This is a genomic window from Microcystis aeruginosa NIES-4325 (genome assembly GCF_008974145.1).
GTDB lineage: Bacteria > Cyanobacteriota > Cyanobacteriia > Cyanobacteriales > Microcystaceae > Microcystis > Microcystis aeruginosa_G.
This window is the reverse complement of sequence record NZ_BJKP01000018.1, coordinates 17,323-39,636: the sequence shown is the minus strand read 5'-3', so window position 1 is coordinate 39,636 and position 22,314 is coordinate 17,323. Positions and strand designations below refer to the sequence as shown.

The 22,314-nt window shown below is 43.6% G+C and carries 18 protein-coding genes and 2 pseudogenes; 10 read left to right on the top strand and 10 right to left on the bottom strand.

Features of this window, described 5'->3' with window-relative positions:
- The first annotated feature begins 16 nt into the window (after window positions 1-16).
- Both MiAbW_RS11625 and MiAbW_RS11620 read left to right on the top strand, forming a co-directional pair.
- Window positions 17-799, top strand: a complete 783-nt coding sequence (locus MiAbW_RS11625; protein ID WP_151696252.1) for an MBL fold metallo-hydrolase — start codon at window positions 17-19, stop codon at window positions 797-799.
- A 236-nt stretch (window positions 800-1,035) separates the two neighbouring features.
- A complete protein-coding gene (locus MiAbW_RS11620; protein ID WP_151696251.1) occupies window positions 1,036-1,989 on the top strand; it encodes a DNA-methyltransferase in 954 nt (317 codons plus the stop codon).
- Between the two features lie 119 nt (window positions 1,990-2,108).
- Here MiAbW_RS11620 and MiAbW_RS11615 read toward each other — a convergent pair whose 3' ends face one another.
- Both MiAbW_RS11615 and MiAbW_RS11610 read right to left on the bottom strand, forming a co-directional pair.
- Window positions 2,109-3,179 carry a glycosyltransferase family 4 protein gene (locus MiAbW_RS11615; RefSeq protein WP_151696250.1) on the bottom strand — a complete coding sequence of 357 codons (1,071 nt, stop codon included), beginning with the start codon at window positions 3,177-3,179 and terminating at the stop codon, window positions 2,109-2,111.
- A 220-nt stretch (window positions 3,180-3,399) separates the two neighbouring features.
- The gene (locus MiAbW_RS11610; RefSeq protein WP_151696249.1) at window positions 3,400-4,530 is read right to left on the bottom strand and encodes a glycosyltransferase family 4 protein; all 1,131 of its coding nucleotides are present in this window, start codon (window positions 4,528-4,530) and stop codon (window positions 3,400-3,402) included.
- A gap of 503 nt (window positions 4,531-5,033) precedes the next feature.
- Here MiAbW_RS11610 and MiAbW_RS11605 point away from each other — a divergent pair.
- Both MiAbW_RS11605 and MiAbW_RS11600 read left to right on the top strand, forming a co-directional pair.
- Window positions 5,034-6,227: a ScyD/ScyE family protein gene (locus MiAbW_RS11605; protein WP_151696248.1), complete on the top strand. Its 1,194-nt coding sequence runs from the start codon at window positions 5,034-5,036 to the stop codon at window positions 6,225-6,227.
- A gap of 453 nt (window positions 6,228-6,680) precedes the next feature.
- Window positions 6,681-7,619 (top strand): WD40 repeat domain-containing protein, encoded by a 939-nt coding sequence (locus MiAbW_RS11600; protein ID WP_151696247.1) that lies wholly within the window; start codon window positions 6,681-6,683, stop codon window positions 7,617-7,619.
- 45 nt (window positions 7,620-7,664) lie between these two features.
- Here the strand turns inward: MiAbW_RS11600 and MiAbW_RS11595 are convergent, their stop codons facing one another.
- Window positions 7,665-9,005, bottom strand: coding sequence for an AAA-like domain-containing protein (locus tag MiAbW_RS11595; protein ID WP_151696246.1), 1,341 nt, complete (start codon window positions 9,003-9,005; stop codon window positions 7,665-7,667).
- Window positions 9,006-9,149: 144 nt separating this feature from the next.
- Here MiAbW_RS11595 and MiAbW_RS20100 point away from each other — a divergent pair, with 144 nt between their 5' ends.
- Window positions 9,150-9,314 (top strand): hypothetical protein, encoded by a 165-nt coding sequence (locus MiAbW_RS20100; protein WP_238707260.1) that lies wholly within the window; start codon window positions 9,150-9,152, stop codon window positions 9,312-9,314.
- 160 nt (window positions 9,315-9,474) lie between these two features.
- Here MiAbW_RS20100 and MiAbW_RS11590 read toward each other — a convergent pair whose 3' ends face one another.
- The 3 genes from MiAbW_RS11590 to MiAbW_RS11580 all read right to left on the bottom strand — a co-directional run bounded on the left by MiAbW_RS11590 (window position 9,475) and on the right by MiAbW_RS11580 (window position 11,340).
- Complete coding sequence (locus MiAbW_RS11590; RefSeq protein WP_151696245.1) at window positions 9,475-10,287, bottom strand: hypothetical protein; 813 nt, start codon at window positions 10,285-10,287, stop codon at window positions 9,475-9,477.
- Between the two features lie 169 nt (window positions 10,288-10,456).
- Window positions 10,457-10,999, bottom strand: coding sequence for a peroxiredoxin (locus MiAbW_RS11585; RefSeq protein WP_151696244.1), 543 nt, complete (start codon window positions 10,997-10,999; stop codon window positions 10,457-10,459).
- Window positions 11,000-11,022: 23 nt separating this feature from the next.
- The gene (locus MiAbW_RS11580) at window positions 11,023-11,340 is read right to left on the bottom strand and encodes a hypothetical protein (RefSeq protein WP_151696243.1); all 318 of its coding nucleotides are present in this window, start codon (window positions 11,338-11,340) and stop codon (window positions 11,023-11,025) included.
- Between the two features lie 59 nt (window positions 11,341-11,399).
- Here MiAbW_RS11580 and aroA point away from each other — a divergent pair, with 59 nt between their 5' ends.
- Window positions 11,400-12,740, top strand: a complete 1,341-nt coding sequence (gene aroA / locus MiAbW_RS11575; protein WP_151696242.1) for a 3-phosphoshikimate 1-carboxyvinyltransferase — start codon at window positions 11,400-11,402, stop codon at window positions 12,738-12,740.
- A gap of 199 nt (window positions 12,741-12,939) precedes the next feature.
- The gene (locus MiAbW_RS11570; RefSeq protein ID WP_151696241.1) at window positions 12,940-14,679 is read left to right on the top strand and encodes an ABC transporter ATP-binding protein; all 1,740 of its coding nucleotides are present in this window, start codon (window positions 12,940-12,942) and stop codon (window positions 14,677-14,679) included.
- An 8-nt stretch (window positions 14,680-14,687) separates the two neighbouring features.
- On the opposite strand, the gene purF is transcribed toward MiAbW_RS11570, so the two are convergent.
- Both purF and purL read right to left on the bottom strand, forming a co-directional pair.
- Window positions 14,688-16,151, bottom strand: coding sequence for an amidophosphoribosyltransferase (purF, locus tag MiAbW_RS11565; protein WP_151696240.1), 1,464 nt, complete (start codon window positions 16,149-16,151; stop codon window positions 14,688-14,690).
- Between the two features lie 312 nt (window positions 16,152-16,463).
- Window positions 16,464-18,734: a phosphoribosylformylglycinamidine synthase subunit PurL gene (gene purL / locus MiAbW_RS11560; protein ID WP_151696239.1), complete on the bottom strand. Its 2,271-nt coding sequence runs from the start codon at window positions 18,732-18,734 to the stop codon at window positions 16,464-16,466.
- Window positions 18,735-18,859: 125 nt separating this feature from the next.
- Here purL and MiAbW_RS20095 point away from each other — a divergent pair, with 125 nt between their 5' ends.
- Complete coding sequence (locus MiAbW_RS20095; RefSeq protein ID WP_238707259.1) at window positions 18,860-19,009, top strand: hypothetical protein; 150 nt, start codon at window positions 18,860-18,862, stop codon at window positions 19,007-19,009.
- 68 nt (window positions 19,010-19,077) lie between these two features.
- Here the strand turns inward: MiAbW_RS20095 and MiAbW_RS20090 are convergent.
- A pseudogene (locus MiAbW_RS20090) lies at window positions 19,078-19,536 on the bottom strand (formylglycine-generating enzyme family protein); the annotation flags it as partial.
- A gap of 30 nt (window positions 19,537-19,566) precedes the next feature.
- Between MiAbW_RS20090 and MiAbW_RS11545 the strand changes: the two are divergent.
- Window positions 19,567-20,943, top strand: a complete 1,377-nt coding sequence (locus MiAbW_RS11545; protein ID WP_151696238.1) for an MlaD family protein — start codon at window positions 19,567-19,569, stop codon at window positions 20,941-20,943.
- 44 nt (window positions 20,944-20,987) lie between these two features.
- Here the strand turns inward: MiAbW_RS11545 and MiAbW_RS20565 are convergent.
- Window positions 20,988-21,098 (bottom strand): annotated as a pseudogene (locus tag MiAbW_RS20565) (type II toxin-antitoxin system HicB family antitoxin); the annotation flags it as partial.
- Between the two features lie 171 nt (window positions 21,099-21,269).
- Between MiAbW_RS20565 and MiAbW_RS11535 the strand changes: the two are divergent.
- Window positions 21,270-22,283 (top strand): WD40 repeat domain-containing protein, encoded by a 1,014-nt coding sequence (locus MiAbW_RS11535; RefSeq protein WP_151696237.1) that lies wholly within the window; start codon window positions 21,270-21,272, stop codon window positions 22,281-22,283.
- Window positions 22,284-22,314: the final 31 nt, after the last annotated feature.

The window sequence follows — 22,314 nt, the reverse complement described above, 5'->3', positions numbered from 1 at the left end:
TCCTCATTCTTATTATATGCAGTTAACTTGGCTTGATAGTAATTCTTGGTTAATCGAAATCGGGGGAAAACGCCTGCTTCTCGATCCTTGGTTGGTAGGTTCCCTGACTTTTGGTAATTTAACTTGGCTATTTGAGGGCAAAAAAACCGCTAATCATGCCATTCCCGAACATATCGATCTGATTCTTCTCTCCCAAGGTTTGGAAGATCACGCCCATCCTCCTACTTTACAGGTACTCGATCGCCAAATTCCCGTGGTGGCTTCTCCTAATGCCGAGAAAGTAGTTCGAGCGCTTAATTATACCCATCTCATCCCTTTAACCCACGGCTCTAGTTATATCTTTGACAATGCGATCGAAATTACTGCTGTCCCCGGTTCTCCAGTCGGGCCGACTCTGGTGGAAAATGGTTATGTTATCAAGGAATTAGCGACAAATCAGAGTATCTACTACGAACCCCACGGTTATCATTCTCCTAGCCTCGATTCTCTCGGTAAAATCTCCGTGATTATTACCCCTTTGATTGACTTAAAAATACCTTTCCTCGGACCGGTAATCAAAGGACAAGAAAGCGCCTTAGCAGTCTGTCAACGCTTGCAGCCCGAATATATTATTTCTACGGCTGCCGGTGGTGATATCGAGTTTAAAGGATTATTAATGGCGGTGTTAAGTGCTGGGGGTAGTCCCGAATCTTTTCAAGAATTATTAACATCCCATGACTTGCCGACAAAGGTAATTGATCCTCGTCCTTGGCAACCTTTTACAGTGGAATTGGGCGAGTGCGTTCCGGGTTTGAGCTAATCTAAGTTAAGGGAAGAATAGAAAAAAGTCAAAACTTTCTTCCCGTTTTTTATCTAAAAAAGTAGAATTTTTGTTATATCTTTGCTGGCTACCGATAACATTAATTGTTTAAAAAAACTGGCTCTCTTGCATATTGGATGTAAAATGGGTAAAACCCCACACCCCACACCCTGCCCCCAGGAAAAACTTTTTCAGCAAACCCTAATTAAAAGTGGCTCTTCTTTACTAAATTTTCTATGAATCAGTTGCCCTTATTTTCTCAATCAAAATCAGTACGAGACTTTTATCAACCTGATGCCGAAATAATTCTTTATCAAGGAGATAGCAATAATTTTATCAAGACTATACCAGATAATTCTGTGAGCTTGATTATTACTTCTCCTCCCTACAATTTAGGAAAAGACTACGAAAAAAAAATCTCTTTGGATACTTATCTGGAAACCCAAACCAAAATTCTGCGAGAATTCTCTAGAATCTTGCAAGATAATGGCAGTATTTGCTGGCAGGTGGGAAATTTCGTTCAAGAGGGAGAAGTTTATCCTTTAGATATTTTTTATTATCAGCTATTTAAACAAATGGGTTTCTTTTTAAGAAATAGAATTGTCTGGCATTTTGGCCATGGATTACATACCTCTAAAAGATTTTCTGGCAGGTATGAAACTATTTTGTGGTTGACAAAAACCGATAAATATACCTTTAATCTTGATCCAGTGAGAATCCCCGCTAAATACCCTGGTAAGCGCCATTTTAAAGGTAAAAATATCGGTAAACCCTCTGGTAATCCTTTAGGGAAAAATCCCAGCGATGTTTGGGAGTTTTTAGCACAAGAATGGGATGAGTTACTATGGGATATTCCTAACGTTAAATCTAATCATCCAGAGAAAACTATCCATCCTTGTCAATACCCGATCGAATTAGTAGAAAGATGTGTTTTAGCCTTGACAAATGAGGGGGATTGGGTTTTTGATCCTTTTGCCGGAGTCGGAACTTCTCTGATTGCTAGTATTATGCACAATCGTCGAGTGATGGGGAGTGAAAAAGAAGCAGAATATGTGAAAATTGCCAAGGAAAGAATCGCCGCTTATTGGCAAGGAAATCTCAAAATTCGTCCTTTAGGAAAACCTATTCATCAGCCTACTGGCCAAGAAAAAGTCGCTCAAATTCCCGAAGAATGGCACAAGAATATATAGGAAGTAACACTGAATCTCCCCATGAGAGTACAGGTTTTTGCTCTCATATCCTTGGGTTTTAATGCTTACTGCCGTCTAACCCATCCGACAATGATTGATAAGTTTTTTTGTCACCATTTTTAGAGAAAACTTTGCAGAATTGTGGCGGTTTCTTGGCTGGTTTTTTCCCAACTAAAAAGCTCGGCGCGCTGGAGACTGAGGGATTTTAATTTTAGGCGTAATTGTTCATCGGTGGCGATTTGCTGCATTGCCTCTCTCATCTCATCAATACTATAGGGATTAATTAAAATTGCCGCCTCTCCTGTGACTTCTGGGAGAGAGGAAAGATTAGAAGTAATTACAGGAGTTCCACAGGCAATCGCTTCTAGTACAGGTAATCCGAAACCTTCCCAAAGGGAGGGATAAACTAAAGCAGTTGCTTGGTTTAAAAGTTGCGGCAATTCTCCATAGGAAACATAGTTTAAAAATTGCACTCTTTGAGAGATTGATAATGCTTCTACCTGTTGCTGTAGAGCCGGGGTAAAACGGGGGTCAAATTGACCGACAATTAATAATTGATATTCGGGATCGATTTGGGAAAAAGCAGTAATTAAACGACCGAGATTTTTATGAGGATCATAACGACCAAGATAGAGAAAATAGGGACGAGTCGCCAGATTTAGCGGACGAAAATTATGAGAATCATATCCAGAAAGAATCACGGTTATTTTGTCAAGAGATATGTTAAAAAACTTATTAATATCCGAGGCAGTTGCTTGGGAAACAGCGATAATATGTGTGGCTTTTTTCAGGACTTGGGGTAAATAGTATTTATTATAAAAAGTTAGGGGAGAAAATTTCGGAAATCGCAGGGGAATTAAATCATGAACTGTGACAATATAGCGGCAATTTCCATAAATAGGTGCTTCGGGAATGGGGGTAAATAGTAGGGAAGACTTTAATTGTTGATAGGTTTGATAGAGTTGGGTTTCTGTCCAAATTAAGCGCCTAATATTGCCTTTGGTTCCCTGTTCTTGGGTGAGGTTTGCCGACACAGGATAGGTGTTAAAATCTGGGTAAGTATTAGAAGTGATTAGGGTAGGATTTAAGTTGGCTAATTGGGGAATGAGATTTTTAGTATAGGTAGTCAATCCAGTATATTTAGTACCGAGAAAAGCGAGATTGATTAATAATTGATTATTCCTATTCATAGATATTAGCTACTTAAGTAGGTAGGTGTTAAAAGTTGTCAGACACCACCCTTATCAAGGGGGGATTAAGGGGTGATCAGCACCCCCCTTATCAAGGGGGGATTAAGGGGTGATCAGCACCCCCCTTATCAAGGGGGGATTAAGGGGTGATCAGCACCCCCCTTATCAAGGGGGGATTAAGGGGGGATCCATCTTAAATTTAATTATAACTACTTACTTATTATAAAAGAGAACGATAAGCTTTTATAGTAGCTTGTGCGGTTTTTTGCCAAGAGAATTTTGCCGATTGTTTTTTTCCTTTAGTGATTAATTCTTGACGGAGAGATGTATCACTAATAACTTGATAGATTGCTGCAGCAATTTCTAGGGGATTATCGGGATTAATTAATATTGCCGAATCTCCAGTGACTTCGGGTAAGGATGCAGTATTAGCAGTTACCACGGGACAACCTAAAGTCATCGCTTCTAAAACTGGTAATCCAAAACCTTCATAAAAGGAAGGATAAACAAAAACATCAGCTTTTTGATAATAATCCGCAACTAAGTCATCGGCAAGATAATCAAGATGTTGAATACTATCTCGGAAGGGCGACTGAGATATTTTATCGAAAATTGGTTGATACTTCCATCCTTTTTTGCCAATCAGAATCAGATTATGGTCTAGTTTATACCTGTACTTGAGATAGTTAAAAGCGGTGATAAGATTAATAATATTTTTTCGTGGTTCTAGGGTACTAACAAAGAGTAAATAGGGTTTAGTGATAGTTAGGGATGAGGGATAATTGGGGAGGGAAGAATAACGACTTGCGAGGGGAGTAACAAAAATTTTCTCTGGGTTCACATCTAAATATTCAATAATATCTCGTTTGGTACTTGCGGAGTTAGCAATAACTAAATCTGTCCATTGTAGAGATTGTTTAATGCGTTGGGTGTAGGTTTTGACAATCCCCGTGACAAACTCAGGATATTTAATAAAAGTAACATCATGAATAGTCATAATTTTGCGACTCTGACGACAAGGATACACCACATGATCCAATCCGTGGAGAATATCGGGAGAATCAAGAAAGTTTTCTAGATAGGGAATTAGAGGATTAGGAAATCGGGTTAAGATATTGCTAAGACTGACGGGAATTGGTAAACATTTAACCTCTGGATAGGATTGCAGTTTTTCGGGGATAGAAAGATTACCCCGCAGCCAGTTTTTTACCGATGGTTGAAAACAGATGGACAGGGAAAAGTTTTCTTGGTTTTGTAATTTAGCTAATTCGGCAATCAGGTGATAAGCATATAATCCAATTCCACTAGGATTTTGTCTTATCGGTGTACCATCAACTAAAATTTTGAGCATTTGCGGTTAGATGAGATTGACGGGATAGATATTTTAAAAATTACACATTCAATTGTCAATTTTGCTCGGTTAGGACAAGATTAAAATCGGCAATAAATTCCACCCTAATAGTTAATCTTACCCTATAGCGCCCCTGAATAGCAGCCTTTTTGGGCTAGGTTACGGCCAATACTTAATTTATCGGGCAATTTTTTCGATTATTGTCCCCTCACCCACTCTACTACTATGATTGTCAACGGGTACTTATAAGCTAAGACCTATTTTAATCGCCTATCCTTAGATTAGCTGAATCTCCTTGACGAGAAACGCTGTAATTAGTTATAATTACGGAAGAATAGCTTCCCCGTACTTGTGGTGATCAGAAAAAGTTATCTCAGGGATGGCTTAGTCTCCTAGAGAACAACCAACATCGGGTAATGCCGAAAAATCTTGATTAACTAATGTTTTCAGTTTTCTTGTTTTCCGTTAAGATGGTCTGATGATTAGTAACTTGGCAGTAACGTATGAGTAACAAAAAGTTAACCATCACCCTAGCTCTCACTGTTGGTTTTGTTAGTCCAGCCGCTCCGATATTAGCCGCTAATATTTCTACCACCGTTCTCGCAAGCGGTTTAAATAATCCTCGGGGCATGACCTTCGGTCCTGATGGCCAGCTTTATATCGCCCAAGCAGGAAGAGGTGGTAACGGAACTTGTATTTTGTCAGGAGGTCAAAGTCAAGTTTGCTACGGACCCACTAGTGCAATCGCTCGTTTGAATACAACCACGGGAGCAACGGAGGTCTTGATCGATAATTTACCGTCCTTGGCTCAACAACCATCAGGCAATGAAGGTACTGGTCTTCAAGACCTTTACTTCGACCAATCAGGGCAGCTATTCGGTATTATCGGTTTGGGAACTAATCCAGATGTTAGGGATAATACTTTAGGCGTTCCTGCCTTTGGACAGGCGATCGCCATCAACCTCACTGGAACACCTAGTTGGTCGCCCGTAGCAGATTTAGCTGATTTTGAGAGAGATAATAATCCTGATGGGGATGAAGTTGATAGTAATCCCTACTCCCTCGTTGTGCAAAATGGTGTTATTTATGCCACCGATGCGGGGGGAAATTCCTTGCTCAGAGTTGATGGCAACGGGGCTATAACAGCGATCGCTGCTTTTCCTGTTCGCTCAGTTACACCACCACCCTTTATCCCTAATTTACCGAATCCTTTTCCTATGCAAGCCGTACCCACAGGGATGGCTATTGGTCCGGACAATCAACTCTATATCGGTCAACTTACTGGATTTCCTTTTCCCGTTGGTGGGGCTAATGTTTATCGGTTTAATGGCACCAATTTAGAAGAATTTGCGACAGGTTTTACTAATATCATTGATCTTGCTTTCGCCCCCGATGGTAGTTTATATGTTCTAGAATATGCTAGTAATTTTCTGGCAGGAGATTTTAGTGGTCAGCTTTGGAGAATAGCACCTAATGGGACTCGTCAAAGTATTTTAGACGAGGGTTTATCCTTTCCCACGGGTTTAGCAATTGGGGATGATGGAGCTATCTATGTTGCCAATCAAGGCTTTGTGGGCGGACAGGGGCAAATTTTAAAGATAACTTCAACCCCAGAAATGACCTCGGTGATCGCTTTAGGAGTTACTGCACTAACGGGTTTACGATTACGCTCTAAAAAAAAGTCAACTTCTTTGTAACCGTTCGGGGGGGGACGAAATCTGGCAATCTGAGAGATATCGCTCTTGGAGGGAGTCTGGCAAAAGTCTTACAGTCTCTAAACTCTAGCTCTCTTATGGGGTAAGCCTTCAAGCTATCGCTAACTAACAGAAACCCGAAATTTGAGTTTTTATTAGAAAAAAAGTTAGCGATCACTTGTCAACCAAGAGTTTCAGAATCTGGATTCGGTCAGGGATTTCCGAAAGTCCCAGAAGAGCGATAAATTCATCCCTCTTCTAGGTTCTGTCTGATAAGTTTAACTTACATAGGATCGATCAATCTTTGTGTCCTTTGTGTCTTTGTGGTTCGTTCCACCCCCTCGCTAGAAGGAATGTATCTTAGAATACATTGTACCCACCAAATCCAAGAGAGCCCCTACAGAACCGCTAACATCGGGTCATGTCGAAAAATACTGATTAACTAATGTTTTCACTATGTTTAACTCCTTAGTATCTTTTAAATCCCTAGAAGGCCATGAAGGTGAGGTTAAATGTCTAACTTTTTCCCAAGATGGTCAATTTTTGGCTAGTGGAGATAACGAGTTAACCGTTATTGTTTGGGATTGGCAAAAAAATCAAAAATTTAGTTTACAAGGACATGAAAAAGCCGGTTGGTGGGATAAGAGAGTTAACTCTGTTGCTTTTAGTCCCTGTCAAGGATTTTTGGTTAGTGGAGGAGATGATCAAACCGTAAGAATTTGGTCACTGGAAACTAAAGAACTAATCTCTACCTTAACGGGACACCAAGACAAAGTTACAGCAGTAGCTGTTCATCCCGATGGGGAAATTATTGCTAGTGGTAGTGAAGATAAAACCGTGAAAATATGGTCAGTAAAAACTGGAGAAATTCTGTCCACATTACAAGGTCATAGCGATAAAGTCCTAACAGTTAAATTTAGTCAAAATGGTCAACTTTTAGCCAGTGGTGGCGGCGAAAATGACAAAACGGTAATTATCTGGAATCTGGGAGAAAAAAGCAGTATTACCTTAAAAGGTCATTCCGATTGGTTTGGAGGTATTTTATCGGTAGATTTCGGCAGTAATAACAAATTTTTAGCCAGTGGCAGCAAAGACAAAACCATTAAAATCTGGGATATTAAAAGAGGTACAGAGGTAAAAACTCTCAGCGAACATAGTGATCATATCAATTCAATTAGTGTTAGTCCTAATAATCAACTATTAGTCAGTGGTAGTGATGATAAAAGCCTAAAATTATGGGATTTAAAAGCAGGAAAAGCCATTATTTCTATTCCCCATCCCCAGAAAATCTATTCCGTTTGTTTTAGTCCCGATGGTAATTATATTGCCACGGCCTGCCAAGACAAAATCGTGAGAGTTTATGGCACTTCCGAACTACAATCTTTAGCAAGTTGAGCAATCTTTAAGCGCACCGGATGCTTATCGCTGTCTAATTATCCACTAGAGATCGCTGCTGGTCTGTTCCTCTCGGAAGTAAAGTTGATATAATTGACAGCTAGGCTGGGCTAGGTCGCCTTTTAACTGAATTAAACCCATACTTTCCAGTTTATAGGCAGTAATCGGTTCTAATCGCGCTCCTTTATCGGAAGAATTAACCACTTCCCCCATCGCTGTCAATAATTCCGGCTGTTTTTGCAGATTATCCCAGTGATGACGCAGGTGTGCCGCATAAATTCCCCCTTGGGTAGCAGCATTAGGGAGAATATTTTTTTCCCCACGCACCCGTGCTTCCAGGGCCAAACGGCTAAGATAGGGATGACCAGCGACTAGAGCAATTAAATCCCCGATAAAACGCTGATTATCATCATTTTTAGGCAATCCGTAGCTACTAGCCAAGTTTTCCAGTTGTTCGAGGCTAAAACCGGGTAATTTAATCGCACGACCGACATTAAAGGGAGATTGATTAGCGTCCAATTGAATATAGATTTCTGTGGAATTAGCAATCGCTAACCGCAAATTTTGCCAGATTTCCAAATTATTAGCTTCTTCGTGCCAACAGCGCAAAAGCGGCAGAAAATCCCTAGCGATGTCGGGATACTCGAAAATTCTGTCTAAATTATCTAGGGCCAAAAAGAGCGGCCCGTTAATCTGTTCCAAAAGATAGGACTGAAAATAGGTTTGACAACTGATTAAACTGCCAAATAGTTCCTCATCCCAATATTCATCTAATTGAGGCTTTAAACCCAATTCTCGGCTAACATTTGCCGAAAACCAGCGACAAAATCGGTCTAAACTGGCAAACATCGCCTTTTCTGCCACTTGACAATTAATATAAACTGTGCTATGTCCCCAACTATCTGCCTGAGCGAGCAGATGTTTAAGTAGAGAAGTTTTACCAGTCTTTTCGGGGGATTTAATGCGAATGAGTGACCCCGGACGATTAATTTCTTGATAACAGTCGCTTTCGACGGGAGGGCGGCTAATATAAGTATCTATAACTGATTTTTCTGCTAGTATCGGGGTGGGGTAATTTTTCCATTCAGGATATTTGATATCTTTGAACCATTCCCGCAGGATTTGGAACTTACCCGGCCCTTTACTACCTAATTCGAGTTCGGGACAGCCATTATCTTTATCTGCCGAGAAATAGCTATAGATTTTAGTCATTTGTTTTTTATAGGTTTCATGGCTGGCGGCCTCGGCCATTTCCCAAATTTCCTCATCGGGTTTGCGCCAATTTTCGTAGGCAAAACGAACCAAAAAAATCTCCTTTAATTTGCCTTGAACACCGTATTCTCTAGCTAGATGTTTAAGAAACTCGTCCCATCCCTGTGGTTTCATCCGGTTCTACTTTATCCTACTTATATTCCCTTTTTTTCCATGTTAACCCCTTTTTCCCTCTTGGCAATGGGACTGACATCCGAGCGGGAAAACCCTATGGTAAAAATAGGTCAATTACCTGATGGTGTCTAAGGGAGTAAAGCCATGAAAATCTCGTTAACCTTGTTTGTCTTGGTCTCCTTGCTGTTAGGTTTTCTTCCTCACACTTTAGCGGTTAATAGTCAAGATAACCATTTTGACGATTCCTCTTGGCCGCTAATTTTACAAAACCGTGACTGTAAGGGTGATAAGGACGATGATTGCAATTAGTCCTGATTATCTCGGTTAAGGTTCTTACTGTATATCCCCCACCGATGAAAAAATCGTGGTCGGGATTTTTTTTATCGAAAATTTTGGTTTTAAAATCCCGACTTTTTTCTGCTCTATGGAATTGTTATTTGTCGTCGATACCATAGACGGTAAGAGTTGCTTACAGATATAGCCAAGGCATAGTTTGACGAGTCAAGACGCGAATTGCGTATTTCAACTGTTCGGAACGACTACTATAGTCTTTTCCCCCAAAATGTCCCGCAATACCAGAAAATTTCGGTTCAACGGGAAACCTTTTACAAACATTAGCCGATTGTGATGCTAAATTAATAGCTTGATAATATTGATGTTCACTGTAAAAACACCCCTGCTGATGATTTTTGTGCATCGGCTGCAGGTATCTTTCATAGAAGCATTTGCTAAAGACAAGGAAACGAGTATCTGCATAGGAAGGATTATTTTGTTTGTTCTGTAATTGTTGCAAAATCGGCCATTTAAAATCACATAAACACTCAAAGGGACTTTTAACCCTCTCTAAAATATCGGTCATATTGAGAAGATAAATTCTCCCAGTTATCTTGGCAACATAAGTAGATTCTTTGACCAGTGCTGATTTTAAAATTCCCTGCTCTATTAATAGGGTTTCGCCGTAACCTTTGCCAAAATTACGAGGAAAATCATTGGCATCTAGTGAAATAAATTCAATTTGTTTGTTATGGGGATTTTCTTTAGTCGTTTCTTGCAATCGCTCAAGAGGCCAACCAGAATTTTCCACAAATAGTATTTTTTTGATACGAGGATGGAAATTAATATAATACTTCAGGGAATTATAGTAATCTTCCTGTCTTTGCTCAGGAACAGTTGGATAGGCTTTCGGCATACCTTTAATATTAATTGTTGCTGTTAAAAGTAAAACTAATTCCTGCTCTACATTTAACCAACCAGCTTGAAAACTTGTTCTTGATGCATTCATAAGCTATTGTCTGTATTTATTGTGTAATTATTGAACCATTTGTTCAGAGTGTGCTGCCATGATCTAGAAAATGAGGATTGATTGAGCGACTATAGATAATGCAAACCGTAGTTAGCTTATCATCGTAACTAACCGATCAGAATAATTTTTAGATTCAAGACCAATTATCTCAAGAAGTCGCCTGTAATTCCTCTAAACGCGCTAAAACTTCGGCACTGTGAATGGCAGGATTTACTCCTAAATAAATCTCTTTTAAAATCCCCTGCGGATCGATAAGATAGGTATGACGCAGGGAAACATAACCCATCCAAGAACCATAGGCTTTACTAACATCTCCGGTAGTGTCTGCCAGTAAGGGAAATTTTAACCCCTCCGAGTCGCAAAATTCCGCATGAGAATCGACATCATCGGCACTTACCCCTAAAATTTGCGTATTTTTAGCCATATATTTCGGCAAATCCTGCTGAAAACGCCGCGCTTCTAGGGTACAGCCGGGGGTAAAATCCTTGGGATAAAAATACAAAACTACCCACTTACCCCGATAGTCCGATAGGGAAATATTCCCTTCTCCCGTGTTAGTCGGTAGGCTAAAATCGGGTGCCGGTTGATTTAAAGGGGGTTGGGAACCACCTAAAGCGTTAGCATCGGGAATAAGGGCAAAAAATGCCAGAATTACTACGCTTAAAAAACTCAACAGTTGACGACGAGACATAATCAGTTATCAGTTATCAGTTATCAGTTATCAGTTTCTTGGTGTGATAAGTTTAACCTAATACGGGAGCGATCAATATCAGAGAAAGTTTTGGCCGCATAGTTTAGGGAAAAACTGGCCAGATCGATCTTATCCTCCTCAGTCCAGGTATCACTTTGATCTAGCGATGGTTGTTGTTGTTGTCCGACAAGTTCATTGAGAATGATTGTGGCCAATCGCAAACGTTCCCCAGATGATAAGTGACAAACCAGTTGATTATAAACTTCTTGGGCAGTAGTGGGCATGACAAAAAACTGATGACCGAATGCTTCTAGCTTAATATTCTTTACATAACTTGACAAGGAAAGGACGAGGTAAAGGGGGAAAATAGATCGAGCTTGTCTTCATCTGCCTAAAGATCATGTCTATTGTCACCCTTAACCCCCTTCAATCCCATCAAGATTTAGTCATCGATCCAGCCAAAATCACGGGATTACGCGGAAAAATCACTATCCCCGGCGATAAATCCATATCCCATCGCTCCCTGATGTTAGGAGCGATCGCCGAAGGAGAAACCGTTATTCATGGGTTATTATTAGGCGAAGATCCTCGCAGTACCGCTAGTTGTTTTCGTGCCATGGGTGTGGAAATTTCCCAACTCAACAGCGAGAAAGTGATCGTCAAAGGTAGGGGTTTAGGCAATCTTGAGGAACCCTTAGAAATCCTCGACGCGGGCAATTCCGGCACGACGATCCGCTTGATGTTAGGATTATTGGCTGGTCATCGGGACCGTTTTTTCGTCGTCACTGGTGATGCTTCCTTGCGATCGCGTCCCATGTCCCGGGTGGTGAAACCCCTCAAGGAAATGGGGGCGCAAATTTGGGGCAGAAAAGCTAATTCTTTGGCTCCTTTAGCCGTTTCTGGGGAATATCTGCAACCGATCCACTACTATTCTCCCGTCGCTTCTGCACAGGTGAAATCCTGTCTTCTCCTCGCTGGACTGTTAACCGAGGGGAAAACTACGATCACGGAACCCGCTTTATCTCGCGATCACAGTGAACGGATGCTGCGCGCTTTTGGGGCAAATATTGAGGTGGATGGGGAGACTAATAGCGTCACGGTGACGGGTTATCCCACTTTAACCGGACAAACGGTGATCGTACCTGGGGATATCAGTTCGGCGGCTTTTTGGTTGGTAGCGGGGGCAATCGTGCCTAATTCCGAGTTATTAATCGAAAATGTGGGAATAAACCCGACTAGAACTGGAGTTTTACAGGTTTTACAGGCAATGGGAGCAGATATCACCCTCGAAAATCAACGGGTGGTGACGGGGGAACCGGTGGCGGATCTGCGGGTGAAATCCAGTCCACTACAGGCAACCACGATCGCCGGTGAGATTATACCCCGTCTGATCGATGAAATTCCGATTTTGGCAGTAGCGGCGGTTTTTGCCCAAGGAACGACAATTATCAAGGATGCCGAGGAATTACGGGTGAAGGAAAGCGATCGCCTGACGGTGATGGCCACCCAACTCGATCGCCTAGGGGCAAAAGTAAGGGAATTACCCGATGGTTTAGAGATTACCGGCGGTACGGGCCTATTAGGCACGGAAGTGGACAGTTTTACCGATCATCGTATTGCTATGAGTCTAGCGATCGCTTCCCTCAATTCCCGTCAACCCACCACTATCCATCGCGCTGAAGCGGCCGGCATTTCTTACCCCGATTTTGTTAGCACTTTAAAGCAAATTTGTCAAGAGTAGAAATATTAAGTTTTTCTGCGAACGGGCGATGGGTAACTGGTACAATTGCAGGATAAATCACAGAGTAGTAAGTAGGCCGCCTGTGTGATAATCAAGTTCATCGATCAAAATAGCGGAAAATAGAAGCGTCCCTAACTCGCATTTCCCTGAAAAATATCTCCCCATCTACTCCACTCCCGTCTTCTATTCCCCACCGATAATGGAAATCATCGCCCAATTAGAGAAAGTTTCCTATATTTATCCCGAATCCTCCAATCTAGTGCTTAAAAATATCTCTTTAGCAATTCATCGAGGAGAATTTTTAGGTATTATCGGGCCCACAGGTGCGGGAAAAACTACTCTCTGTTTAACTCTTAACGGTATTGTCCCCCAATTCTACGGAGGGCGTTTTTTTGGTTATGCAACAGTAGCCGGTTTAGATACTTTAACCCATCCCGTTAGCACCTTGGCCCGCTATGTGGGGGCAGTATTTGAAGATCCCGAAACGCAACTTTTAGCCACTTCAATAGAAAATGAAATCGCTTTTACCTTAGAAAATTTACGGCTACCGCGAGAGGAAATTAAAGCGCGCATTCCCAAAGTTTTAGCGGCAGTACGGTTAGAGGGAATGGAAAAAAAATCCCCGGGGGAACTATCGGGAGGACAAAAACAACGATTAGCGATCGCCGCCGCACTTGCAGTTCAGCCCGCTTTGTTAATTCTCGATGAACCCACCTCCCAACTCGATCCGGTGGGATCCCAGGAAGTTTTCGCCACCATTAAGGAATTAAATCGCCATCTCGGTGTCACCATTGTGATGGTCTCCCACGCGGCCGAGGAAATGGCCGAATATGCCGATCGCCTGGTACTATTAAGGGAGGGTGCGATCGAAGCCATGGGAACCCCAGCAGATATCTACTCCCAAGTACAACGTTTACAGGAAAATGCCCTGCGTCCCCCGCAAGTGGCCACTACTTTTGCCTTGATCAATCAAAAAATCGGGGCGGTCGCAACGCGCTCGCTACGCGAGATCGATTCTATTCCTGTCACCCTAGACCGCAGTTTTGCCCGTTTAAACGAGCTTAAATCCTTTTACCATCAAATAACACCAAACCCTCCCTTATCGTCGGTTTATGACCCCTTACCCCCCCTACTGAGGGTTAAAAATCTCTGCCATACCTATCCTGATGGTACTACCGCTTTGCGGGATGTGTCCCTCGATATTGCTGAAGGGGAATATCTGCTGATTATCGGTCAAAATGGCGCAGGAAAAAGCACTTTAGTCAAGCATTTTCTCAATCTTCTCTCGGCAACCACCGGTCAAGTTATGATTGACGGACGTTCGATCACTAGCTTTTCTGTTAGTGATTTAGCTCGTTCGATCGGTTATGTAGCCCAAAATCCCGATAATCAGATTTTTAACACCACTGTCGAGAAAGAGGTATCATTTGCCCTGACTAATCTCGGTTATTCCCCAGAAATCGTCATCCAACGCACGGAAGCAAGTCTAGAAGCCATGGGATTGCTAGAATATCGCTCCTATCATCCTCTCTCTTTGCCGAAAGGCGATCGAGCGCGGGTAGTGATTGCGGCAATTTTAGCCATGGAACCGCGTATAGTGGTCTTTGATGAACCCACCACCGGCCAAGATTACCAAGGAGCTAAGGCAATTTTAGAGGTGAGTCGTCAATTACACCAAATGGGCAAAACCGTGATTGTGATCACCCATCACCTCTATTTAATGCCAGAATACGCCGAAAGAGTAATTATCATGGGTCAAGGAACTATCCTTTTAGATGCCCCAATCCGGCAAGCTTATCATCAAACCGATCTCTTAGCCAAAACCTATCTAACTCCACCCCAAGCAGTTTTATTAGCACAAAAATTAGGACAACTTTCCGGTTATCCTAATTTCCTTTTAACTCCCCAGGAAATTGCCGATTGTTTTCAGAGGATTTAGCCTTGAGGTTATTTAACTTTTTCTAAGATCAACTTTGATCGCTTAACATTATCAGGTACAGGAATCGGATAATCGCCATTAAAACAAGCAGTACAGAAGGTTTTCGGATCTTCCCTCGTTGCTGTTAACATTCCATCGTGACTGAGATAAGCTAAACTATCCACCCCGATTTGTGCCTGAATTTCCGCCACCGATTTAGTTGCCGCAATTAATTGCTCTTGGTTGTCCGTATCAATGCCATAAAAACAAGGATGAGTCACCGGAGGAGAAGATATTCTCATGTGAACTTCTCTTGCTCCCGCATCGCGTAAAGCTTTAACTAATTTCCGGCTAGTGGTTCCCCGCACGATCGAATCATCAACAATAATAACTCTTTTTCCCTGTAAAACATCCTTTAAAGGATTCAATTTCATCTTAATTCCCGACTCTCTCATGTGTTGGGTTGGTTGAATAAAAGTCCGTCCCACATAACGATTTTTAATCAATCCTTCCGCGTAGGGAATATCAGAAATGCGCGAAAATCCGATCGCCGCTGGAATACCCGAATCGGGAACTCCCATCACCATATCTGCTTCTACCGGCGACTCTTTAGCTAATTGTTCCCCCAAACGTACCCGATAAGTATATAAAGATTCCTCGTGAACAATGCTATCGGGACGGGCAAAATAAATCATCTCAAAAACGCATAATTTTTTCTCCGGTTTCATGGCCCAATCCACCGAAGATAAGCCATCTTCACTAATCCAAACTAATTCCCCCGGCTGCACATCCCGCAGATAATCGGCCCCGATAATATCTAATCCGCAGGTTTCCGAAGCCAAAACATAACGGGAGGGATTGCCTTCTTCTTGCAAAACCCCAATTACTAAGGGTCTGACACCATTGGGATCCCGCGCCCCGATAATTCCCGTCGGTGTGCCGATAACAAGGCTGTAGGCCCCGCTACAATAGCTAAAGGCATCGATCGCCGCTTCTATCCAATCCTTGCCACTATCCACCTCCTGGCCGATAGCGACTGCGATCATTTCCGAGTCGGTGGTGGTGACGAAATCACAACCGCGCTTTTCTAATACATTTCTTAACTCAAAAGTATTGACTAAATTGCCGTTATGTGCTAGGGAAAGTTTACCCAAACGGGTTTCGATCACAGCAGGTTGGGCATTGGCCCGACGGCTGGAACCAGTGGTAGAGTAACGAGTATGACCGACGGCGTGAGTACCAGGCAAGGTTTTAAGGACAGTTTCGCTAAAAACTTGGGAAACTAAGCCCATTTCTTTATAACAATGCACCGTTTCCCCGTCGTAGGTGGCAATACCTGCCGATTCCTGTCCTCGGTGTTGCAGGGCATAGAGTCCGAAATAGGTCAGTTTTGCTACTTCTTCCTCGGGGGCATAGAGTCCAAAAACTCCACAGGCTTCTTCAGGCTTATCGACGTGGTTCAAGAATAGGGATGAGTCGGGATGGCTAGACATGAGAGGACTGGGGTTTGGGGCTACTTTTGATACAAAATCTTAACTTATCTTAATCTCTTTTTAACACCTTATTTACGGGGATTTGGGGGATGGGGAACAGTTATCAGTTATCCGGGTTAAGTTTCCAACTCCTGACTTGAAAGAGGGTGTGGGGTGTAGGGTGTAGGGAAGGAAACCTCTTTCATCTGTGGGGGTGAAAATTTTTTCATCGGGACTGACTCCCGTCTCCTGTCTCCGTTCGGACCTCGGCGTGAGCTCGGTCGAACGCTGATCTCACGGCCGAAGCCTGTCTCCTGACTCCTGTTTCCTTCCCTAAAGCCTTCTTTCGATCGCTTTTGACCAAACTTGCCGTATAGTTTCTAGACTAACATCGATCGCTGGTTGTTTATTCCGGTCAAGAATTAAAAGATTATCGCTTTTTTCGCTAACTTTGCCAGTCATTTGCCAATAGTCTCCTAATTGTGTCTTTAGGTATTCTTCCCAATCTTGCTGATTTTCGGGGGAAACGGAGACAATAATGCAACTAGCTAATTCTCCGAATAACACCGCATCAAAACGGCCTTGATGCTGCCAAGAAAGGTCAATTTCGGCCCCTAATTGGCCCCCAATACAGCATTCTGCCAGAGCAGTGGCTAAACCTCCCTCGGCGCAATCGTGGGCAGATTTCAGCCAACCGGCGCGAATTCCCCGACGACAGGCCGCTTGTACCTTTCTTTCTAACTCAAAATCAATTACCGGCGGTTTTCCCGTCACCAAACCGTGAATAACGGCTAAATATTCCGATGCGCCGATAGTTGGCAAGGAGAAACCCAAAATATAGATTAAATCCCCCGCTTTTTGCCAACCTTGGCCGCAAATTTGCCCGATATCCGGCACTAATCCCACCATCCCAATCACGGGAGTGGGATAAATAGACTGGGGGCTGCCAGCTGCATCAACGGTTTCGTTGTACAAAGAGACATTACCCCCAGTCACTGGTGTATTCATTTCCCGACAAGCTTCGGCAATACCCTGACAAGCAGTGGCTAATTGCCAATAGCCGATTGAATTCTCTGGACTTCCGAAATTGAGATTATCCGTGACAGCAATGGGGTCAGCCCCAACACAACTAAGGTTTCTGGCCGCTTCTGCCACGGCCAACTTAGCTCCGTTATAGGGATCAAGATAAACATATCGTGGATTACAATCTGTAGTCGCCGCTACACCGCGCCGAGAATTTGCGGGATTAGCACCCAGAGGACGCACGCGAATCACGGCCGCATCGGCTCCACCGGGGAGAATAACGGTGTTATTCTGGACTTGATGATCATATTGACGATAAACCCAGCGTTTTGAGGCAATCGAGGGACTATCCAGCAGTTTTAATACAATCTCGTTATAGGATTCGGGAATAGGAATAGTAGCATCTTCCCATAATTGAGCTTTTTGGGCGTATTCTGGCGGTTCTGCCCGTAATTCCCGATGATAGATAGGAGTATTATCCGCTAGGGCCGTGGCAGGAATTTCGGCCGCAATTTCCCCTTTAAATAATATACGGACGATCGGTTCTGCAATTACCTGGCCAGCTACCACAGCCTGAAGTCCCCAACGATGGAAAATCTCGATTAATTCGCCTTCTCGTCCCGATTCCGCCACAAATAACATTCTTTCTTGGGATTCCGATAGCAGATATTCGTAGGGAACCATCCCAGTTTCCCGGACGGGGATTTTATCGAGGTCTAATTCAATTCCCACCCCTCCCTTGGCCGCCATCTCGGAAGTAGAACAGGTGATCCCAGCAGCCCCCATGTCCTGGGCCGCCACCACCGCGCCGGTCTTAAATGCCTCTAAACAAGCTTCTATCAGGGATTTTTCCAGAAAAGGGTCGCCCACTTGCACTGCGGGCCGGTCATCCATAGATTTATCGGTTAATTCGGCGCTGGCAAAACTCGCCCCTCCCATACCGTCGCGGCCGGTGGTAGAACCAACGTATAAAACCGGGTTTCCCAGGCCTTTTGCCCCGGATTTGACGATTTCCTCAGTTTCCATTAGCCCTAAAGCCATGGCATTAACGAGGGGATTGCCATTGTAGGCATTATCAAAGTATATCTCACCGCCCACCGTGGGAACGCCCACACTATTGCCATAATGACTTATCCCCTCCACGACTCCGGCAAAAATGCGACGATTGCGGGCATCTTGCAAGTTACCAAAACGAAGGGAGTTGAGGATAGCAATGGGCCGGGCCCCCATGGTAAAAATATCCCGCAGGATGCCTCCAACTCCGGTAGCGGCACCTTGGAACGGTTCCACCGCAGAAGGATGATTATGGGACTCGATTTTAAAGGCTAATCGCAATCCATCGCCTAAATCCACTACTCCGGCATTTTCCCCCGGTCCGACGAGAATTTTTTCGCCAGTGGTGGGGAATTGTTTGAGCAGCGGCCGGGAGTTTTTATAACAGCAGTGTTCCGACCACATCACGCCAAACATTCCTAATTCGGCTTTGTTGGGGTGTCTTCCCAGTCTTTTGACTATTTCTTCGTATTCTTCGGGTTTGATGCCTTCTGAGGCAATTTCTGCGGCAGTGAAGGGGGTAGTCATGGGACAATGCGATCGAGGGACAAGGTAATTTTATCCTGAAAGTTGCTGGTTAGACCCATGTTATCCTGATAATAACGGACTTAAGTAACAATTGGCAGGGAGTAGTTATTTATCCTCGGCGTTCAGTGGAAAGCGTAGAGACTGATCGTTATGGGGAGTTAATCAACTCCGGCAGGATTTTACGTTTTTATCTCGATCGATTAAGAGAAGTGGAATACTTGGGAATATCAATGTTACAATCAACCATAGCACCAACCCCAAGAATGATCGAGTAGGGAAAACAATTAATTCCACGGATTAGACAAGAATTACCTAAGGTTAAACAACAGCAAGAACTTTTAGAATGGTTGTTGATGCGTTGAATGGCGGTTTCCAGTTCGATTTCCTCATCAGGGATTTCCACTTCCGTCCATTGCCATCCTTCCTGCTCGGCTCGCTCTAATGCGATCGCTAAACGGCCGCGCTTTTCTTCGCTGGTGACAAGGAAATTGAGCAAACTAGCCGATAGATTCTCGTTTTTGCGGAAAGATAGGGCCGATTCGGAACTGAGAATGTTCTGGACGAGGGATTCCACTTCGCTGACACTGCGGGAAAGTTCCCCGTCAATGGTCACTACTCGATCGATCAAGCCTTGAAACTGTCCGATAATTGGTTTTAGGTATTGTTCTAGATTAATGGCTACTTTGGCCATTTCGATCGCTTCTTGTTCCAGATTATCTAACTCCAGCTGCAACTGATACACTTGTTTGTACCCGTTTAACTCGCCGATCATTTTCGAGAAAACCTGTTTTTGTGTATCCTGATACTGTATAGAGATGAGCAGTAATTATTTATGGAAGCTGGCGGTTCACAAAGGGGGATTTCCCCAACTCTTAGGCAAAGTGGTATCGGTTTAATGTTACTGGCATCGGGGGGAATATTAATCTGGTTTATCGCCTGGTTAAGTAATTTTAGCTTCGGGGGACGTAGTTATCGAGCCAGCTTCCTTTTTCCTAATGTGGGTGGCATGATGGTGGGAACCCGCGTCGGTTATCGGGGAGTGAGAATCGGGCAAGTGACGGCAATTACCCCAGAACCGGAGGGAGTCGCCGTAGAAGTGGAGATTTCGCCAGCAGATCGCCTAATTCCCAGTAATTCCCTCATCGAAGCCATTCAATCCGGTTTAGTGGGTGAAACCACGATCGATATTACTCCCCTGCAAGCTTTACCCGTCGGTGGTGTCAAAGAACCCCCTTTGAGTCCTAACTGCAATGGGGAGGTGATTATCTGTAACGGTTCCCGTTTACAAGGGCAATCGGCGCTAAATGTCAATACCTTGATCAGATCTTTACTGAGAATTTCTAATCTAGTTAGCGATCCCGATATGGTGGCCGGATTTCGTTCCTTTACCCAGCGCGCTGCCAATGCCTTGGGGGGACTCGATCGCTTTAGTGGTGAGGCAACCACCGCTTTAAGCGAGGTTCGTCGCAGCGGTACTCTAGGTAAACTTAATTCGGGGATGAGATCCCTAGAATCCTTACCCCAAGTATCCGGTTCCCTCGATCGCCTTTCTAGTGATCTTTCCGGTGTCGGGGGATTGAGTCAGGAAGCTACTACTTTACTGAGAAGTTTACAGGGAAGTGGCGGCCTGAGAAATTTAGACGCTACTCTAGTAGAGGCCCGAAAAACGCTGCTTTTGGTGGGAGAAACTACCGAAGAACTGCGGGTTTTTTTGGCAGCTAATCAAAATCGTTTAATTGCCACTCTCGATAGTATCAAAACCACTAGCGATCGCCTACAAACTACTCTCGCTGCTTTGGATCCGATCCTGACGCAAGTGCAGAAAAGCCAAATTATCGAGAATTTAAACACTATTTCGGCAAATGCTGTTAAATTAAGCGAAAATTTAGGCAACTTTACTGCTTATCTCTCCGATCCTGCCACTGTTGTCACCCTACAGCAACTCCTCGACTCCTCTCGCGCTGCTTTTGCCAATCTTCAGAAAATCACCTCGGATGTGGATGAAATTACCGGTAATCCGCAACTGCGACAGGAAATTATCCGTTTAATTCAGGGTTTAAGTCGTTTGGTTTCTTCTAGCGAACAACTACAGCAGGAATTCGCCCAAGGTCAAGCAATGACAAGAATGGCCGCCCAAATTGCGACAATAGCCCCAAATCCCGCCGCTAATACCCCAGAAAAAGACGCTAAGAAACCTGAATCTGAGTAGCAGAATTTGGGGTTAGGGGTTAGGAAAAAAAGTCCGAATTTTGTCTAATTTTTTATCATAGCTAAATCTAAATGAGGAATTTCTTCACCATGTTGACGATAACTTTCTTTAACGCCTTCCCAAGCTAGAATTAACTCATTGAGTGCTGTTTGGGGGCTATTTCTTCCTCATGTATTTTTTAAAATTGTTTGACTTGATCAGCTTTTGCTTTACCGTTTTTTGTTGGTTGAGTAATTTATCTTGGTCCTCGTTGTCGTTATTCTATTCAAATTTTACCAGTCCAAGTTTAAAGTAGTTTAAGATGATTTTGACAACGGCAAAATTCTATGAAAATAAACCTTTATCAACCGACATTATCGTTATTATTGCTGCTGTTCCTATCCGGTGGTTGTGCAGTGAATCAGGAAAAAGGGAAAACTACCAGTCCGTCAGTGCCTCCCCTAGCAGAAATCGTTCCTTGGCAGACCGTCGAACGGGTTACTATTTTAAAAGCCGATCAGGATCCCATCTATGCTTTGGCCATTAGTCCCGATAACTCCCTGCTGCTGAGTGGTAGTTTTGACGGCACTGTTAGGGAGTGGGACCTAAAAACCCAAAAACCTCTTAGGACTTGGCAACTGGGTGATACTGTCAATGCTATCCGATTTAGTCCCGATGGTGAGACTTTCGTAACTGCCAATGCGGGGGGAAAAGTGCAACGCTGGAATACGCGCACGGGAAAATTAGAAATGACCTATACTGGCCATGCTTTTCTCGTTACTGATGCCGCTATTTCTCCCGATGGCAAAATTTTGGCTACGGGTAGCTGGGATCGTACAGTTAAACTCTGGGATTTTCAGACGGGTATACTGTTAAAAACCCTGCGCGGTCATAATCATCCGATTCAAGCGATCGCATTTAGTCCCGATGGTAAAGGAATTGTTAGTGCCGATTACGATGGCTTCGTTAAACTGTGGAAAGTGAGTACAGGTCGCTTTATTCGCGCCTATGCGGGTAATTTGTTCCCCGTTTATCGGGTGCTTTTTTCCAAAGATGGTAATATCGCCGGTACTGCTAGTCAAGACGGTTCGATCCGTAGTTGGCAAGTGAAAAGCGGCATCGGTACCACTACTATTCTCGCCCATAACGACGCTGTTACCGATATGGCCCTGCTCGATGGGGGTAAAGTTTTGGCCAGTACATCTGGGGATGGCACTGTGAAATTTTGGGATGTTAATACCCGTCGGCACTTGAATACCCTAAAGGGAAACGTCATCTTAAGAATGGTTGCCAGCCAAGATGGTCGTTGGTTAGTCACTGGAGATCAGGACGGCGCAATCGCACTCTGGCGGGGAATCTAATTGACTATAATTAGGGACTTCCAGAGAATAA

What these genes read in the sequence shown, in the direction of transcription:
- MiAbW_RS11625 (WP_151696252.1), top strand. Translation starts at nt 17, where the DNA reads ATGCAGTTAACTTGGCTTGATAGTAATTCTTGGTTAATCGAAATCGGG.
- MiAbW_RS11620 (WP_151696251.1), top strand. Translation starts at nt 1,036, where the DNA reads ATGAATCAGTTGCCCTTATTTTCTCAATCAAAATCAGTACGAGACTTT.
- MiAbW_RS11615 (WP_151696250.1), bottom strand. Translation starts at nt 3,179, where the DNA reads ATGAATAGGAATAATCAATTATTAATCAATCTCGCTTTTCTCGGTACT.
- MiAbW_RS11610 (WP_151696249.1), bottom strand. Translation starts at nt 4,530, where the DNA reads ATGCTCAAAATTTTAGTTGATGGTACACCGATAAGACAAAATCCTAGT.
- MiAbW_RS11605 (WP_151696248.1), top strand. Translation starts at nt 5,034, where the DNA reads ATGAGTAACAAAAAGTTAACCATCACCCTAGCTCTCACTGTTGGTTTT.
- MiAbW_RS11600 (WP_151696247.1), top strand. Translation starts at nt 6,681, where the DNA reads ATGTTTAACTCCTTAGTATCTTTTAAATCCCTAGAAGGCCATGAAGGT.
- MiAbW_RS11595 (WP_151696246.1), bottom strand. Translation starts at nt 9,005, where the DNA reads ATGAAACCACAGGGATGGGACGAGTTTCTTAAACATCTAGCTAGAGAA.
- MiAbW_RS20100 (WP_238707260.1), top strand. Translation starts at nt 9,150, where the DNA reads ATGAAAATCTCGTTAACCTTGTTTGTCTTGGTCTCCTTGCTGTTAGGT.
- MiAbW_RS11590 (WP_151696245.1), bottom strand. Translation starts at nt 10,287, where the DNA reads ATGAATGCATCAAGAACAAGTTTTCAAGCTGGTTGGTTAAATGTAGAG.
- MiAbW_RS11585 (WP_151696244.1), bottom strand. Translation starts at nt 10,999, where the DNA reads ATGTCTCGTCGTCAACTGTTGAGTTTTTTAAGCGTAGTAATTCTGGCA.
- aroA (WP_151696242.1), top strand. Translation starts at nt 11,400, where the DNA reads ATGTCTATTGTCACCCTTAACCCCCTTCAATCCCATCAAGATTTAGTC.
- MiAbW_RS11570 (WP_151696241.1), top strand. Translation starts at nt 12,940, where the DNA reads ATGGAAATCATCGCCCAATTAGAGAAAGTTTCCTATATTTATCCCGAA.
- purF (WP_151696240.1), bottom strand. Translation starts at nt 16,151, where the DNA reads ATGTCTAGCCATCCCGACTCATCCCTATTCTTGAACCACGTCGATAAG.
- purL (WP_151696239.1), bottom strand. Translation starts at nt 18,734, where the DNA reads ATGACTACCCCCTTCACTGCCGCAGAAATTGCCTCAGAAGGCATCAAA.
- MiAbW_RS11545 (WP_151696238.1), top strand. Translation starts at nt 19,567, where the DNA reads ATGGAAGCTGGCGGTTCACAAAGGGGGATTTCCCCAACTCTTAGGCAA.
- MiAbW_RS11535 (WP_151696237.1), top strand. Translation starts at nt 21,270, where the DNA reads ATGAAAATAAACCTTTATCAACCGACATTATCGTTATTATTGCTGCTG.